Source organism: Streptomyces sudanensis, from assembly GCF_023614315.1.
Lineage (GTDB): Bacteria > Actinomycetota > Actinomycetes > Streptomycetales > Streptomycetaceae > Streptomyces > Streptomyces sudanensis.
Window position 1 is genome coordinate 1,859,636 of record NZ_CP095474.1, and the last position, 16,125, is coordinate 1,875,760.

Here is a 16,125-nt window from a genome sequence, read left to right on the forward strand (position 1 = left end):
GGGCCGCAGTGAGGGTAACTGCCGCCGCTGACGACGGCACACCGGCGCACCGGTGGCCGACGGGCCTACGGCCGGTCCAGGCGCAGCCGTTCGGCCTTCGGCAGGCCGGCGACGACCAGGTCGTAGGAGTCCTCGACCAACTCCTCGACCAGCGCGTCCGGCAGGGCGGAGACGGTGACCGTGTTCCAGTGGCGCTTGTTCATGTGGTAGCCGGGGGCGACGGCGTCCGGGTGCTCGGTCCGCAGGCGGACCGCGTTCTCCGGCTCGCACTTGAGGTTCACCGCGAGGGGCCGCGCGTCGAGCGCGCCGAGGGCGAACATCCTGCCCGCGACCTTGAAGACGGAGGTGCCGGGGCCGAAGGGGAACTCCTCCACCGCGCCCTCGAAGCCCAGGCAGAGCGCCCTCAGCCGCTCGGGGGTCACGCGGCCTCGTCCTCCGGCTCCGGCGGGACCGGCTCCGCCAGCACGGTCACGATCCTGTTGCGGCGGCCCGCCGGGGACTCGGCGGTCAGCCGCAGCGCCCGCCCGTCGGGCAGGCCGACCACGGCGGACGCCCCGGCGATCGGGACGCGGCCGAGGGCCTTGGCGAGGAGGCCGCCGACCGTCTCCACGTCCTCGTCGTCGTACGCGTCGAGCCCGAACAGCTCGCCGAGGTCGCCGATGTCGAGACGGGCCGTCACCCGGTAGCGGCCGTCGCCCAGCTCCTCGACGGGCGGCAGTTCGCGGTCGTACTCGTCGGTGATCTCCCCGACGATCTCCTCCAGGATGTCCTCGATGGTCACGATCCCGGCCGTGCCGCCGTACTCGTCGACCACCACCGCGCAGTGGTTGCGCTCCCGCTGCATCTCGCGCAGCAGGTCGCCGGCGTTCTTGGTGTCCGGCACGAACGCCGCCGGCCGCATCGCCGTGGACACCAGGTCGGCTTCCGCCTCCCGGTTGATGTGGGTCTTGCGGACCAGGTCCTTCAGGTAGACGATGCCGACCACGTCGTCCTCGCTCTCCCCGGTGACCGGGATGCGCGAGAAACCCGAGCGCAGGGCGAGGGTGAGGGCCTGCCGGACGGTCTTGTACCGCTCGATCGACACCAGGTCCGTGCGCGGCACCATCACCTCGCGGACCAGGGTGTCGCCCAGTTCGAAGACCGAGTGCACCATCCGGCGCTCCTCGTCCTCGATGAGGGACTCCCGCTCCGCCAGGTCGACCATGGCGCGCAGCTCCGCCTCGGACGCGAACGGCCCCTTGCGGAAGCCCTTGCCGGGGGTGAGGGCGTTGCCGATGAGGATCAGCAGCTGCGGGACCGGGCCCATGATCCGGGCCAGCGGCAGCAGCACGTACGCGGCGGCCGTCGCCGTGTTCAGCGGGTGCTGGCGGCCGATCGTCCGCGGCGAGACGCCGACGGCGACGTACGACACGAGCACCATCACGCCGATCGCCACGGCCAGCGCGCTCCACGTCCCGGCGAACTCCTCCAGGCAGGCGTACGTGACGAGCGCGCCGGCCGCCATCTCGCAGGCGACCCGGACGAGCAGCGCCACGTTCAGGTAGCGGGTGGGGTCGGAGGCCACCTGGGCGAGCCTGGCCGCGCCGCGCCGCCCCGACCGCACCGCCTCGGCGGCCCGGAAACCGGAGACCCGCGCCAGGCCCGCCTCCGCGCACGCGGCGAGCCACGCGACCACGACGAGCGCGACCGCGCCCGCGACGAGCCCGCCGGTCATGAGACGGTCGGCGCCGGGGAGGGGCCGGTCAGGCCCTTCTCCGCCCGCCAGCCGTCGACGATCGCCGCCTGGAGCCCGAACATCTCGGCCTTCTCGTCGGGCTCCTCGTGGTCGTAGCCGAGGAGGTGCAGCACCCCGTGGACGGTGAGCAGCTGGAGCTCCTCGTCCATGGAGTGCCGCGTGGGCGCCTCGCGGCCCTGCCGCTCGGCGACCTCCGGGCAGAGCACGATGTCCCCGAGGAGCCCCTGGGGGGGCTCCTCGTCGTCCTTCGACGGCGGGCGCAGCTCGTCCATCGGGAAGGACATGACGTCCGTCGGACCCGGCAGGTCCATCCACTGCAGGTGCAGCTGCTCCATCGCCTCGGCGTCCACCACGATCACCGACAGCTCGGACAGGGGGTGGATCCGCATCCGCGCGAGCGCGTAGCGGGCGACGTCGAGGATCGCCCGCTCGTCGACCTCGGTGCCGGACTCGTTGTTGACGTCGATCGACATGTGGTTGTTCGGTCTCTCGCTTCGATTGGTCAGCGCCCGTTGTGGGTGTCGTACTTCTCGTACGCGTCGACGATACGGCCGACCAGCTTGTGCCGTACGACGTCGTGCGAGGTGAGGCGGGAGAAGTGGACGTCCTGGACGCCGTCGAGGATGTCCTGGACCTGCCGCAGGCCGCTCTTGGTGCCGTTCGGCAGGTCGACCTGGGTCACGTCGCCGGTGATGACGATCTTCGAGTCGAAGCCGAGCCGGGTCAGGAACATCTTCATCTGCTCGGGGTTCGTGTTCTGCGCCTCGTCGAGGATGATGAACGCGTCGTTGAGCGTCCGGCCGCGCATGTACGCCAGCGGCGCGACCTCGATCGTGCCCGCCGCCATCAGCCGCGGGATCGAGTCGGGGTCGAGCATGTCGTGCAGCGCGTCGTACAGCGGCCGCAGGTACGGGTCGATCTTCTCGTAGAGCGTGCCGGGCAGGAAGCCGAGGCGCTCGCCCGCCTCGACCGCGGGCCGGGTCAGGATGATCCGGTTGACCTGCTTGGACTGCAGGGCCTGGACCGCCTTCGCCATGGCGAGGTAGGTCTTGCCGGTGCCGGCCGGGCCGATGCCGAAGACGATCGTGTGCTTGTCGATCGCGTCGACGTACCGCTTCTGGTTGAGCGTCTTGGGACGGATGGTGCGGCCACGGCTGGAGAGGATGTTCTGGGTGAGGACCTCGGACGGCGTCTCGGCGGCCGCTCCCCCGGTCTCCTCCTTGAGCATGGCGATCGAGCGTTCCACCGCGTCCTCCGTCATGGGCTGCCCCGTGCGCAGCACCAGCATCATCTCGTCGAACAGCCGCTGGATGAGGGCCACCTCGGCGGCCTCGCCCACCGCGCTGATCTCGTTGCCCCGCACGTGGATGTCGGCGCGGGGGAACGCCTGCTCGATCACCCGGAGCAGGGCGTCGCCCGAACCGAGCACGGTCACCATGGGGTGCTTGGCGGGTACGGTGAAGTGGGCTCGTACCTGATCTGTCGGTGTGTGAGTCATGGGCCGGCTCTGTGGCCTGCGCATACCTCCTGTTGCGGGGTTCTCGCGGCTCGACAACCTCTGCCCTCCAGGGTACGGCGTGCGGATCGGAACCCAGAAGGCTTTTCCCCCGCCCCGGGGCGACCCCCGGGCGGACCGGCGGAAGGCGGGCCGGGGAGACCCGCCGCGGGGAGGGCGGCTCCCCGGACGGCACGTGGGAGGGCCGCCGGGNCCGGGGCCCGGCCCGGTGCCTAGGAGCGCTTGGGGAGGGGGACGCGGACGAGGTCCCTGGCGACGGTCAGCTCGCCGTCGAACCCGGCCGCGCGGGCCTGCCGCTCGAAGGCGGACGGATCGCCGTAGCGCTGCGAGAAGTGGGTGAGGACCAGGTGCCGGACGCCCGCGTCGCGGGCGGCCGCGGCGGCCTGCCCCGCGGTGAGGTGGCCGTGCTCGACGGCGAGGGCGGCGTCCTCGTCGAGGAACGTCGACTCGATGACGAGCAGGTCGCAGCCCTCGGCGAGCGCGTGGACGCCGTCGCACAGGCGGGTGTCCATGACGAAGGCGAAGCGCTGGCCGGGCCGCACCTCGCTGACGTCCTCCAGCCGCACCCCGCGCAGGGTGCCCTCCCGCTGGAGGACGCCCACGTCGGGGCCCCTGACGCCGTGCGCGGCGAGCCGGTCGGGCAGCATGCGGCGCCCGTCCGGCTCCGTCAGCCGGTAGCCGAACGACTCGACGGGATGCGACAGGCGGCGTGCCTCCAGGGTGTAGCCCGCCGTCCGCGCGACGGGCCCGTCGGCGGCGACGGGCGCCTCCACGATGTCGGCGCGCTCGCGGTAGGCGGTGGCGTACCGCAGCCGCTCGAAGAACCGCTGCCCGGACGCCGGGTAGTGGGCGGTGACGGGGTGCGGGACCTGGTCCAGGTTGATGCGCTGGACGACCCCGGCGAGGCCGAGGCAGTGGTCGCCGTGGAAGTGCGTGATGCAGATCCGGTCGATGTCGTGCGCGGCGACCCCGGCGCGCAGCATCTGGCGCTGGGTGCCCTCGCCCGGGTCGAAGAGGATGCCCTCGCCGTCCCAGCGGAGCAGGTAGCCGTTGTGGTTGCGGTGGCGTGTGGGCACCTGGCTGGCGGTGCCCAGCACGACGAGTTCCCGTACGGACACGCGGTCTACCCGGGGGGCCACTCGAGGCCGCGTCCGGCGAGGACGTGGGCGTGCGCGTGGAAGACGGTCTGGCCGGCCCCGGCACCCGTGTTGAAGACGATCCGGTACCCGGTGCCGCCGGCCCCCTCCTGCGCGGCCACCTCCCCCGCCTCGCGCAGCACGTCGGCGGCGATCTCCGGCGCCGCGGCGGCGAGGGCGGCGGCGTCGGCGTGGTGCGCCTTGGGGATCACCAGCACGTGGGTGGGCGCCTGGGGGTTGATGTCGCGGAACGCGACGGTGGTCTCCGTCTCGCGGACGACGGTCGCGGGCACCTCCCCCACCACGATCTTGCAGAACAGGCAGTCGCTGCGCGGCTCTCCGGCCATGCCGGCGGCCCTCCCTCGTGTCTCACGGCAGGTACGCCCGTACCCTATCGCCGCCGGGCGACCGCCTCAGGACCACCGCCCGGTACGCCCCAGGAGGAGCGCCGTCGCGGCCGTGCCGGCCGTGGAGGTGCGCAGGACGCTCCGTCCGAGCCGGTAGGGCCGGGCGCCGGCCTCCGCGAACGCGGCGAGTTCGTCGGGTGCGACGCCGCCCTCGGGGCCCACGACCAGCACGAAGCGGCCGGCCGCGGGCAGCGGGGCGGTGGCGAGCGGTTCGGCGCCCTCCTCGTGCAGCACGGCCGCGAAGTCCGCCCCGGTCAGCAGTCCGGCGACCTGCTTGGTGGTCATGGCCCCGGCGACGTCGGGGAAGCGGACCCGGCGGGACTGCTTGCCGGCCTCGCGGGCGGTGGCCCGCCACTTCGCCAGCGACTTCGCGCCCCGGTCGCCGCGCCACTGGGTGATGCAGCGGGACGCCTGCCAGGGGACGATCGCGTCGACCCCGGTCTCCGTCATCGTCTCGACGGCGAGCTCGCCGCGGTCGCCCTTGGGGAGGGCCTGGACGACGGTGATGCGCGGCTCGGGTTCCGGCTCCTCCCGGACCCCGTGCAGGTCCACGACGACGAGCCGGTCCTTGCCCTCGGCGGCCTTGACGACGCCCCCGGTCCAGCGGCCGTGCCCGTCGGTGAGGATCACGTCCTCGCCGGGGCCGAGCCGCCGCACGGACACCGCGTGCCGGCCCTCCGGGCCCTCCAGGACGTACTCGGGCCCGGCGGGGACCTGCTCGACGACGAAGACGGGGGCGGTCATGACACACCTCTCAGGGCCGGTGCCGCGAGGGCCGACCGGATTTCGCGGCGGAGTACTTCGACGAGCCGCCCGGCGGGCAGCTCCCGGGCCAGGCGGTGGCCCTGGCCGGCCCACAGGGCCATGCCCTGCGGGTCCTTCGCCCTGGCCGCGGCCCTGCGCAGCCCGCTGGTGAGGTGGTGCACCTCGGGGTAGGCGGCCGGGGCGTACGGCCCGTGCTCCCGCACGAACCGGTTGACCAGGCTCCGGGCGGGGCGTCCGGAGAAGGCGCGGGTCAGCTCGGTGTGGGTGAACAGGGGGTCCGTCAGGGCCCGCTTGTGCAGGGGGTCGGCGCCGGACTCCGGGCACGCCAGGAACGCGGTGCCGAGCTGCGCGGCCTCGGCGCCCGCCGCGAGGACGGCGGCGACCTGCGCGCCGCGCATCAGACCGCCCGCGGCGAGCACCGGCAGCCGCACGGCTTCGCGGACCTGGGCGACCAGCGTCAGCAGCCCGGTCCCCGAGCCCTCGGCCTCCGGGTCGTCGCGGTGGGTGCCCCGGTGGCCGCCGGCCTCGACGCCCTGCGCGCACACGGCGTCGGCGCCGGCGTGCTCGGCGGCCCGCGCCTCGTCGGGGTCGGTGACCGTCACGACGGTGCGGGTGCCCGCGCGCGCCAGGGCCGCCAGCGTGTCCCGGGCGGGGCAGCCGAAGGTGAAGGACACCACCGGCACCGGGTCGTCGAGGAGGATCGCCAGCTTCGCGTCGTAGCCGTCGTCCCGGCCGGCGTCCGGGTCGCCGAGCGGCGTCTCGTACCAGGCGGTCTCCCCGGCGAGCTGCTGGCCGTACAGTCCGACGGCGGCGGCGTCCGCCTGGCCCGGCTGCGGCAGGAACAGGTTCACGCCGAAGGGGCGGGCGGTGAGGCCCCGGGTCCGCTGGACCTCCCGGTACATCCCGTCGGCCGTCTTGTACCCGGCGGCCAGGAAGCCGAGGCCGCCCGCCTCGGACACGGCGGCGGCGAGCTCCGGGCACGAGGCGCCGCCGGCCATGGGGGCCTGCACGATCGGGTGGCGGCAGAGACCGGTCAGCGCGGAGGGCATGGACGCATGGTGTCACGCCCCGCGCCCCGCCGGACCGCGGGCGCCGTGCGGGGCCCGGCCGCCGTCCGGGGGTTCGCGGGAGGCGGTACGGCTCCGGGGCGCCCCCGCCCCCCGGAGCCGTACCGCCCGGGACCCGCTAGCGCCCGTTGAACGCGTCCTTCAGCCGGGAGAACAGCCCCTGCTGGCCGGGGGCGAACTGGCCCGTCGGCCGCTCCTCGCCGCGCAGCTTCGCCAGGTCGCGCAGGAGGCGCTCCTGCTCCGCGTCGAGCTTCGTGGGCGTCAGCACCTCGACGTGGACGATCAGGTCGCCGCGACCGCCGCCGCGCAGGTGCGTCACGCCGCGGCCGTGCAGCGGGATCGACTGGCCCGACTGGGTCCCCGGCCGGATGTCGACCTCCTCCAGGCCGTCGAGCGTCTCCAGCGGCACCTTCGTGCCGAGGGCGCCTGCCGTCATCGGGATCGTCACCGTGCAGTGCAGGTCGTCGCCGCGCCGCTGGAACACGGGGTGCGGCAGTTCGTGGATCTCCACGTACAGGTCGCCCGCCGGACCGCCGCCGGGGCCGACCTCGCCCTCGCCGGCGAGCTGGATGCGGGTGCCGTTGTCGACGCCGGCCGGGATCTTGACCGTGAGCGTCCGCCGGGACCGCACCCGGCCGTCGCCCGCGCACTCGGGGCACGGCGTCGGCACGACCGTGCCGAAGCCCTGGCACTGCGGGCACGGGCGGGACGTCATGACCTGGCCCAGGAAGGACCGCGTCACCTGCGACACCTCGCCGCGGCCGCGGCACATGTCGCAGGTCTGCGCCGAGGTGCCGGGCGCCGCGCCCTCGCCGGAGCAGGTGGCGCACACCACGGCCGTCTCGACCTGGATGTCCTTCGTCGTGCCGAAGGCCGCCTCGTCGAGCTCGATCTCCAGCCGGATCATCGCGTCCTGGCCGCGGCGGGTGCGCGACCGGGGGCCGCGCTGGGACGCCGTGCCGAAGAAGGCGTCCATGATGTCGGAGAAGTTCCCGAAGCCGCCCGCGCCGAAGCCCGGCCCCCCGCCGGCCCCGCCGGACGACAGGGGATCGCCGCCGAGGTCGTAGACCTGCTTCTTCTGCGGGTCCGACAGCACCTCGTAGGCGGCGTTGATCTCCTTGAAGCGCTCCTGCGTCTTGGGATCGGGGTTGACATCCGGGTGCAGCTCGCGGGCGAGCCGGCGGAATGCCTTCTTGATCTCGTCCTGGGACGCGTCGCGGCGCACGCCGAGTACGGCGTAGTAGTCCGTGGCCACTTACGACTCCGCCAGGATCTGTCCGACGTAACGTGCCACTGCGCGTACCGCTCCCATCGTTCCGGGGTAGTCCATGCGGGTCGGTCCGACCACGCCGAGTTTGGCGACCGCCTCGTCGCCCGAACCGTAGCCGACCGCGACGACGGACGTGGAGTTGAGCCCTTCGTGGGCGTTCTCGTGGCCGATGCGCACGGTCATGGCCGGATCCGTCGCCTCGCCGAGCAGCTTGAGGAGCACGACCTGCTCCTCCAGCGCCTCCAGCACCGGCCGGATGGTGAGCGGGAAGTCGTGCCCGAAGCGCGTGAGGTTGGCGGTCCCGCCGATCACCAGGCGCTCCTCGGTCTCCTCCACCAGCGTCTCCAGCAGCGTGGAGAGCACCGTGGAGACCGTCCCGCGGTCCTCCGGTTCGAAGGACTCCGGGAGGTCCTGCACCAGCTGCGGCACGTCGGTGAACCGGCGGCCGGCGACCTTGCTGTTCAGCCGGGCGCGCAGGTCGGCCACGGACGTCTCGCCGAACGGGGCGGGGCAGTCGACCATGCGCTGCTCCACCCGCCCGGTGTCCGTGATCAGGACGAGCATCAGCCGGGCCGGGGCCAGCGACAGCAGCTCGACGTGGCGCACCGTCGACCGGGTCAGCGACGGGTACTGCACGACCGCGACCTGGCGGGTCAGCTGGGCGAGCAGCCGGACCGTGCGCCCCACGACGTCGTCCAGGTCCACCGCGCCCCCCAGGAAGTTCTGGATGGCCCGGCGCTCCGGCGGCGACAGCGGCTTGACTCCGGCGAGCTTGTCGACGAAGAGGCGGTAGCCCTTGTCCGTGGGGATGCGCCCGGCGCTGGTGTGGGGCTGGGCGATGAACCCCTCCTCCTCCAGCACCGCCATGTCGTTGCGCACGGTGGCCGGCGACACGCCCAGGTTGTGGCGCTCGGTGAGCGCCTTGGAGCCGACGGGCTCCTCCGTGCCGACGTAGTCCTGGACGATGGCGCGCAGCACCTCGAGTCTGCGTTCACTGAGCACGGCGCACCTCCAGCTGGCTCCGGTCGGCTGACGTCTGCTGGCACTCGCCCTGTCCGAGTGCCAACCATCCCCGCGGCCAGTGTACGGGGCCGGAGTCGATGCCTGGCAAGGGCGACGGGTCGGGCGTCCGGCACGCGGGCCGGCCGGCGTACCGCGCGCCCGCCGCGGGCATTGCCGCTAGCGTCGCGGTATGGACGTCGCTTGGGAAGAGTTCGGGTGGGAGCGACTCGCGGCCGGTGTGGGCCGCAGGCGGCTCCCGGGGTGGGACGCCACGGTCGGGCTGGTCGTCGGCGAGGGCGCCGCGCTGCTGTTCGACGCGGGTTCCACGCTGCGGGAGGGGGCCGAGCTCCGGGGGCAGGTGCAGGGGCTGCTGGGCGGGCGGCGCGTGACGCACATCGCACTGAGCCACCCGCACTTCGACCACGTGCTGGGCGCCGCCGCGTTCGCGGGGGCGCAGGTGTTCGGCGCCGTGGGCCTCGACGAGCTGCTGGTGCGGGAGCGGGACGCGCTGCGGGCGGACGCCGTGCGGCACGGCGTCGCCGCGGACGAGGCGGGCGAGGCCGTGGACGTCCTGGTCCACCCGCACCACCTGGTGTGCGGGGAGTGGACCCTCGACCTGGGCGGCAGGCAGGTGCTGCTGGTGGACGCGGGCCCCGGGCACACCGGTCACGACCTGGCGCTGCTGGTGCCGGGCGGGGCGGGCGGGGCGTCGCCCGGAGTGGTGTTCTGCGGGGATCTGGTGGAGGAGTCGGGCGAGCCCCAGGCGGGCCCGGACGCGGTCCCGTCGTGCTGGCCGGCCGCGCTGGACCGGCTGCTGGAGCTGGGCGGGCGGGACGCTGTGTACGTGCCGGGGCACGGCGCGGCGGTGGACGCCGCGTTCGTACACGCCCAACGCGATGAGCTGGCCCGCCGGTTCGGCGTGTCGTAGCGTCTGGTGGATGCGCGCCTACGACCCCGATCTGACCCCCCGGTGGAAGAAGCAGGCCCCCGTTCCCGAGGTGCCGGCCGAACCGGACCTGGTGGTCGAGGAGGCCGGCACCGGGTTCTGCGGGGCGGTGGTGGGGTGCGAGGCGGGCACGGTGACGCTGGAGGACCGGTTCGGCAGGTGCCGGGTCTTCCCCCTCGTACCGCGCGGCTTCCTGCTGGAGGGCCGCCCGGTGACGCTGGTGCGCCCGCCCGCGCCCGCTCCGTCCCGGCCGTCCCGCACGGCGTCCGGGTCGGTCGCCGTGCCGGGGGCGCGGGCGCGGGTGGCGCGGGCGGGGCGGATCTACGTGGAGGGCCGTCACGACGCGGAGCTGGTGGAGAAGGTGTGGGGCGACGACCTGAGGATCGAGGGCGTCGTCGTGGAGTACCTGGAGGGCGTCGACGACCTGCCCGCGGTGGTCCGCGACTTCCGGCCCGGCCCGGACGCCCGGCTCGGGGTGCTGGTGGACCACCTGGTGCCGGGGTCGAAGGAGTCGCGGATCGCCGCCTCGGTCACGGACCCGCACGTCCTGGTGGTGGGGCACCCGTACGTCGACGTGTGGCAGGCCGTGAAGCCGTCGTCGCTGGGCATTCCGGCCTGGCCGGCCGTGCCGCACGGCCAGGACTGGAAGACGGGCGTGTGCCGGGCCCTGGGCTGGCCCGCGAACACCGGCGCGGCCTGGAGCCGCATCCTGGGCCGGGTCCGGTCGTACCGGGACCTGGAGCCGGCCCTGCTGGGCCGGGTGGAGGAGCTGATCGACTTCGTGACGGCGCCGTAGCGTCCCGCGCCGGGCGCCCTCAGTCCACCAGGTCCCGCACCACCGCGTCGGCGAGGAGCCGGCCGCGCAGGGTGAGCACGGCGCGCCCCCGGCCGTACGGGGCCGGGTCGAGCAGCCCGTCGCCCACGGCGCGCTCGGCGGCGGCCCGGCCCGCCGGGCGCAGCAGCGACAGGGGGGCGCCGTCCCGGAGCCGCAACTCCAGCAGGATCCGCTCCACGCGGCGGTCCTCCTCCGTGAGGACCTCCCGGCCGGCGCCCGGCGAGCACCCCCGGGCGAGGGCCGCGGCGTAGGCGCCGGGGTGCTTGACGTTCCACCAGCGGACGCCGCCGACGTGGCTGTGCGCGCCGGGCCCGGCGCCCCACCAGTCGGCGCCGCGCCAGTACAGCTCGTTGTGGAGGCAGCGGGCCGCCTCGGAGGTCGCCCAGTTCGACACCTCGTACCAGTGGAAACCGGCCCCGGCGAGGACGGAGTCCGCGATCAGGTACCGGTCGGCGTGCACGTCGTCGTCGGTCGTCGGCACCTCGCCGCGCCGGATGCGGCGGGCCAGCCCGGTGCCCTCCTCGACGATCAGCGCGTACGCGGAGACGTGGTCGGGGCCGGCGCCGACGGCGGCGTCGAGGGAGGCCCGCCAGTCGTCGTCGCTCTCGCCGGGGGTGCCGTAGATCAGGTCGAGGTTGACGTGGTCGAAGCCGGCGGCGCGGGCCTCGGCGACGCACGCCTCGGGGCGGCCGGGGGTGTGGGTGCGGTCGAGGACCTCCAGGACGTGCCGCCGGGCGCTCTGCATGCCGAAGGAGATCCGGTTGAAGCCGCCCTCGCGGAGCGCGGCCAGGTACGCCGGGTCGACGGACTCCGGGTTGGCCTCCGTGGTGACCTCCGCGTCGTCCGCGAGGCCGAACTCGTCGCGGACGGCGCCGAGCATGCGGACGAGGTCCTCCGCGGCGAGCAGCGTGGGCGTGCCGCCGCCGACGAAGACCGTCCGCACGGGGCGGGGGTCGTCGCCGAGGACCTTGCGGGCGAGCCGGACCTCGTCGGCGAGGGTCGCCGCGTAGTTGTCGCGGGAGGCGAGGACGCCGCCGGAACCGCGCAGCTCGGTGGCGGTGTAGGTGTTGAAGTCGCAGTAGCCGCAGCGGGTCGCGCAGTACGGCACGTGCAGGTAGAACCCGAGCGGCCGCTCCGCGCGCCCGTCGAGGGCGGACGGGGGCAGGGACCCGTCCTCGGGCACGGGCTCACCATCGGGCAGTACGGAAGGCATGGGGTCCATTGTCCGTCACCGCCGCGCGGCGCGGCGCGGCGGTGGCGGGCGGGGCCGCGCGGGTCACGCCTCGCGGGTCCCCTGGTACATCTCCTCGATGAGGTTCCCGTACGCGCGCTCCACCACGGGCCTCTTCAGTTTCAGGCTGGGAGTCAGCTCGCCGTGCTCCACGTCGAGGTCGCGGGGCAGCAGCCGGAACTTCTTGATCGTCTGCCAGCGCTGCAGGCCCTCGTTGAGCCGGTCCACGTACCCCTGCACCAGGTCCCGGACCTGCGGCGTCGCGACCAGCTCGGCGTACGGCCGGTCGGCGAGGCCCTGCTCCCGCGCCCAGTCCCGCAGTGCCGTCTCGTCGAGCGCGACGAGCGCGCTGCAGTAGTTGCGGTCGGCGCCGAGGACGAGGGCGTTGGACACGAACGGGCACAGCGCCTTGAGGCGGCCCTCGATCTCCGTCGGCGCGATGTACTTGCCGCCGGACGTCTTGAACAGGTCCTTCTTCCGGTCGGTGATCTTCAGGTAGCCGTCGGCGGACAGTTCCCCGATGTCCCCGGTGTGGAGCCAGCCGTCCGGCTCCAGCACCTCGGCGGTCCTCTCGGGCAGCTTGTGGTAGCCCTCCATGATGCCGGGGCCGCGCAGCAGGATCTCGCCGTCGTCGGCGATGCGCACCTCGCAGCCGGGCAGCGGCTTGCCGACCGTGCCGGTGCGGTACCCCTCCCCCGGGTTCACGAAGGAGGCCGCGGACGACTCCGTCAGGCCGTACCCCTCCAGGATGTGGATGCCGGCGCCGGAGAAGAAGTAGCCGATCTCCGGGGCGAGCGCGGAGGAACCGGAGACGGCGGCGCGCAGCCGTCCGCCGAACGCGGCGCGGAGCTTGGAGTACACGAGCGCGTCCGCGATCCGGTGCTTCACGGCCAGGCCCAGGGGGGCCTTCGCCCGGCCGGTCCGCCGGAAGGCGTCCTGGACGGTCCTGGCGTGGTCGCGGGCCACGCCGGCCGCCCACTGGAAGATCCGGTACTTGACGGGGCCGCCGGCCCGGGCCTTGGCGGCGACGCCGTTGTAGACCTTCTCGAAGATCCGCGGGACGGCCGCCATGTACGTCGGCCGGACGACCGGCAGGTTCTCGACGATCCTGTCGATGCGGCCGTCGACGGCGGTGACGTGGCCCACCTCGATCTGCCCGGAGGTGAGCACCTTGCCGAAGACGTGGGCGAGCGGCAGCCACAGGTACTGCACGTCGTCGCCGCGCACCAGGCCGGTCGCGGCGATGGCCTTCGCCATGTACGACCAGTTGTCGTGCGGCAGGCGCACGCCCTTGGGGCGGCCCGTGGTGCCGGAGGTGTAGATGAGGGTGGCGAGTTGGTCGGCGGTGATCGCCGCGACCCGCTCCCGGACCGCCTCGGGGTGCTCCTCCAGATGGGCCCTGCCGCGCTCCTCCAGTTCCGCCAGGGACAGCACCCAGCCCTCCGGGTCGCCCTCGGCGGGCACCGCCGCCGCCGCATCGATCACCACGACGTGCCGCAGTTCGGGCAGGTCGGAGCGGCGTTCCCGGGCCTTCGCGAGCTGGGCGGCGTCCTCGGCGATCAGGACGCGGCTCCCGGAGTCGGCGAGGATGTACGCGGCCTCCCCGGCGTCCGTCTGCGGGTAGACGGTGGTGGTGGCGGCCCCGGCGCACATGACGCCCAGGTCGCACAGGATCCACTCCACGCGCGTGGCGGAGGCGAGGGCGACGCGCTCCTCCGGCCGGAGGCCGAGGGCGATGAGGCCCGCGGCGATCGCGTACACGCGGTCCGCGGTCCGGGCCCAGGTGAGCGACTTCCACTCGTCGGGCCCCCGGCCGGCGGGGGACGGCACCGGATAGCGGTACGCCTCCGCGTCCGGGGTCTTCGCCACCCGCTCGAGGAAGAGGCTCGCCACGGAGGGCGGGCGGTTCTCGATCTGCTTCTGCGTGTCGCTCACGGGCGTCCTCCGGCGGGCCTGGCAGGTACCGCGCACGCGGCGTGCGGGCACTTCGCTGCTGCGGGAAAAGCGGGTCGACGGCTGGATGTTTAACTCGCGGGTAACCACCGAGCGGGATCAGGTTAGAACGCCGTCGTCCCCTGCGTAAGAGGCCGTGGCCTGGGTGTTCATACCCGGTTCATAACGACTGTGGCCTCCCGGTGAAAACACGGAGGCGCCCGTCCGTCATCCGGACGGGCGCCTCCGTACGACGGGGGGCGCGGAACGGCGGCCGGGTCGGCGGCCGGACGCCGGGGCTACTTCTTGGCCTTGCCCCCGGACTCGTCGCTGGACAGCACCGCGATGAAGGCCTCCTGCGGAACCTCCACGGAGCCGACCATCTTCATCCGCTTCTTGCCCTCCTTCTGCTTCTCCAGCAGCTTCCGCTTCCGGGAGATGTCACCGCCGTAGCACTTGGCGAGGACGTCCTTGCGGATGGCGCGGATCGTCTCGCGGGCGATGACCCGGGAACCGATGGCCGCCTGGATCGGCACCTCGAACGCCTGCCGCGGGATGAGCTCGCGCAGCTTCGCCACCAGCCGCACGCCGTACGCGTACGCCGCGTCCTTGTGGGTGATGGCGGAGAAGGCGTCGACCTTGTCGCCGTGCAGCAGGATGTCGACCTTCACCAGGGAGCTGCTCTGCTCGCCGGTGGGCTCGTAGTCCAGGGACGCGTAGCCGCGGGTCTTGGACTTCAGCTGGTCGAAGAAGTCGAAGACGATCTCGGCGAGGGGCAGGGTGTAGCGGATCTCGACGCGGTCCTCGGAGAGGTAGTCCATGCCCAGGAGGGTGCCGCGGCGGTTCTGGCACAGCTCCATGATCGAGCCGATGAACTCGGACGGCGCGAGGATCGTGGCGCGGACGACCGGCTCGTACACCTCGGCGATCTTGCCCTCGGGGAACTCGCTCGGGTTGGTGACGGTGTGCTCGCTGCCGTCCTCCATCACGACCCGGTAGACCACGTTCGGCGCGGTGGCGATCAGGTCGAGGCCGAACTCCCGCTCCAGGCGCTCGCGGATCACGTCCAGGTGGAGCAGGCCGAGGAAGCCCACGCGGAAGCCGAAGCCGAGCGCCGCGGAGGTCTCCGGCTCGTACACCAGGGCGGCGTCGTTGAGCTGGAGCTTGTCCAGGGCGTCGCGCAGCTCCGGGTAGTCCGAGCCGTCCAGCGGGTACAGGCCGGAGAACACCATCGGCTTGGGGTCCTTGTAGCCGCCGAGCGCCTCCTGGGCCCCCTTCGACTGGCTGGTGATCGTGTCGCCGACCTTCGACTGGCGGACGTCCTTCACACCGGTGATCAGGTAGCCCACCTCGCCCACGCCGAGGCCGTCGGCCGCGAGCATCTCCGGCGAGTTGGTGCCGATCTCCAGCAGCTCGTGGGTGGCGCCGGTCGACATCATGCGGATGCGCTCGCGCTTGTTGAGCTGTCCGTCGACGACGCGGACGTAGGTGACGACGCCCCGGTACGAGTCGTAGACCGAGTCGAAGATCATCGCGCGGGCGGGGGCGTCGGCGACGCCCACCGGGGCCGGCACGTCCCTGACGACGCGGTCGAGGAGGGCCTCGACGCCCAGGCCCGTCTTGGCCGACACCCGCATCACGTCGTCGGGCTCGCAGCCCACCAGGTTCGCCAGCTCCTCGGCGAACTTCTCCGGCTGGGCGGCCGGGAGGTCGATCTTGTTGAGGACCGGGACGATGGCGAGGTCGTTCTCCATCGCCAGGTACAGGTTGGCCAGGGTCTGCGCCTCGATGCCCTGGGCCGCGTCGACGAGGAGGATCGTGCCCTCGCAGGCGGCGAGGGAGCGCGACACCTCGTACGTGAAGTCCACGTGCCCCGGGGTGTCGATCATGTTGAGGATGTGGGTGGTGCCCCGCAGCTCGCCCTCGGTGGGCGCCCAGGGCAGACGGACCGCCTGGGACTTGATGGTGATGCCGCGCTCGCGCTCGATGTCCATGCGGTCGAGGTACTGGGCGCGCATCTGCCGCTGCTCGACCACGCCGGTCAGCTGGAGCATCCGGTCGGCAAGGGTCGACTTGCCGTGGTCGATGTGCGCGATGATGCAGAAGTTGCGGATCAGCGCCGGGTCGGTACGGCTCGGCTCGGGCACGTGGGTAGGGGTCGCGGGCACGCAGGGTCCTGATTCTCGAGACGCCCGGGCGTACGCCGGTGTCTCTGCTCGGGTCGACGTCGGTATCGATACGTAGGTTCCATGGTCCCACGGACGGGGGCGGGGGTCCCACGGG

Annotated in this window: 15 protein-coding genes; 2 read left to right on the forward strand and 13 right to left on the reverse strand. The window is 73.5% G+C overall.

Annotated elements, in window-relative coordinates; all coding sequences use genetic code 11:
- Positions 1-65 precede the first annotated feature (65 nt).
- The 10 genes from MW084_RS08640 to hrcA form a co-directional block, all read right to left on the reverse strand.
- Complete coding sequence (locus MW084_RS08640) at positions 66-422, reverse strand: MmcQ/YjbR family DNA-binding protein (protein WP_010468524.1); 357 nt, start codon at positions 420-422, stop codon at positions 66-68.
- Complete coding sequence (locus tag MW084_RS08645) at positions 419-1,714, reverse strand: hemolysin family protein (RefSeq protein WP_010468522.1); 1,296 nt, start codon at positions 1,712-1,714, stop codon at positions 419-421. The genes MW084_RS08640 and MW084_RS08645 overlap by 4 nt, the downstream gene beginning before the upstream one ends.
- Positions 1,711-2,208 carry an rRNA maturation RNase YbeY gene (gene ybeY, locus MW084_RS08650; protein WP_010468520.1) on the reverse strand — a complete coding sequence of 166 codons (498 nt, stop codon included), beginning with the start codon at positions 2,206-2,208 and terminating at the stop codon, positions 1,711-1,713. Before ybeY ends, MW084_RS08645 begins: the two co-directional genes overlap by 4 nt.
- 29 nt (positions 2,209-2,237) lie before the next feature.
- Entirely contained in the window at positions 2,238-3,233 is a 996-nt protein-coding gene (locus MW084_RS08655; RefSeq protein WP_078571385.1) for a PhoH family protein, read from the reverse strand.
- A gap of 230 nt (positions 3,234-3,463) precedes the next feature.
- The gene (locus MW084_RS08660) at positions 3,464-4,369 is read right to left on the reverse strand and encodes a ribonuclease Z (RefSeq protein WP_010468517.1); all 906 of its coding nucleotides are present in this window, start codon (positions 4,367-4,369) and stop codon (positions 3,464-3,466) included.
- 5 nt (positions 4,370-4,374) lie between these two features.
- A complete protein-coding gene (locus tag MW084_RS08665) occupies positions 4,375-4,734 on the reverse strand; it encodes a histidine triad nucleotide-binding protein (RefSeq protein WP_010468516.1) in 360 nt (119 codons plus the stop codon).
- 66 nt (positions 4,735-4,800) lie between these two features.
- Positions 4,801-5,538 carry a 16S rRNA (uracil(1498)-N(3))-methyltransferase gene (locus tag MW084_RS08670; RefSeq protein WP_010468515.1) on the reverse strand — a complete coding sequence of 246 codons (738 nt, stop codon included), beginning with the start codon at positions 5,536-5,538 and terminating at the stop codon, positions 4,801-4,803.
- The gene (locus MW084_RS08675; RefSeq protein WP_010468514.1) at positions 5,535-6,608 is read right to left on the reverse strand and encodes a nitronate monooxygenase; all 1,074 of its coding nucleotides are present in this window, start codon (positions 6,606-6,608) and stop codon (positions 5,535-5,537) included. Before MW084_RS08675 ends, MW084_RS08670 begins: the two co-directional genes overlap by 4 nt.
- Positions 6,609-6,744: 136 nt before the next feature.
- Entirely contained in the window at positions 6,745-7,881 is a 1,137-nt protein-coding gene (dnaJ, locus tag MW084_RS08680) for a molecular chaperone DnaJ (protein WP_010468513.1), read from the reverse strand.
- Positions 7,882-8,898, reverse strand: a complete 1,017-nt coding sequence (hrcA, locus tag MW084_RS08685; RefSeq protein ID WP_010468512.1) for a heat-inducible transcriptional repressor HrcA — start codon at positions 8,896-8,898, stop codon at positions 7,882-7,884. It abuts the gene before it with no gap.
- A gap of 190 nt (positions 8,899-9,088) precedes the next feature.
- On the opposite strand from hrcA, the gene MW084_RS08690 reads away from it, so the two are divergent.
- Entirely contained in the window at positions 9,089-9,826 is a 738-nt protein-coding gene (locus MW084_RS08690; protein WP_010468511.1) for an MBL fold metallo-hydrolase, read from the forward strand.
- Positions 9,827-9,836: 10 nt separating this feature from the next.
- On the forward strand, positions 9,837-10,640 hold the full coding sequence (locus MW084_RS08695; RefSeq protein ID WP_010468509.1) for a DUF3097 domain-containing protein: 804 nt from the start codon (positions 9,837-9,839) through the stop codon (positions 10,638-10,640).
- A 19-nt stretch (positions 10,641-10,659) separates the two neighbouring features.
- On the opposite strand, the gene hemW is transcribed toward MW084_RS08695, so the two are convergent.
- The 3 genes from hemW to lepA all read right to left on the reverse strand — a co-directional run bounded on the left by hemW (position 10,660) and on the right by lepA (position 16,010).
- Complete coding sequence (gene hemW / locus MW084_RS08700; protein WP_078571383.1) at positions 10,660-11,901, reverse strand: radical SAM family heme chaperone HemW; 1,242 nt, start codon at positions 11,899-11,901, stop codon at positions 10,660-10,662.
- 54 nt (positions 11,902-11,955) lie between these two features.
- A complete protein-coding gene (locus tag MW084_RS08705) occupies positions 11,956-13,845 on the reverse strand; it encodes an AMP-dependent synthetase/ligase (RefSeq protein WP_010468506.1) in 1,890 nt (629 codons plus the stop codon).
- Positions 13,846-14,141: 296 nt separating this feature from the next.
- Complete coding sequence (gene lepA / locus MW084_RS08710) at positions 14,142-16,010, reverse strand: translation elongation factor 4 (RefSeq protein ID WP_010468504.1); 1,869 nt, start codon at positions 16,008-16,010, stop codon at positions 14,142-14,144.
- Positions 16,011-16,125: the final 115 nt, after the last annotated feature.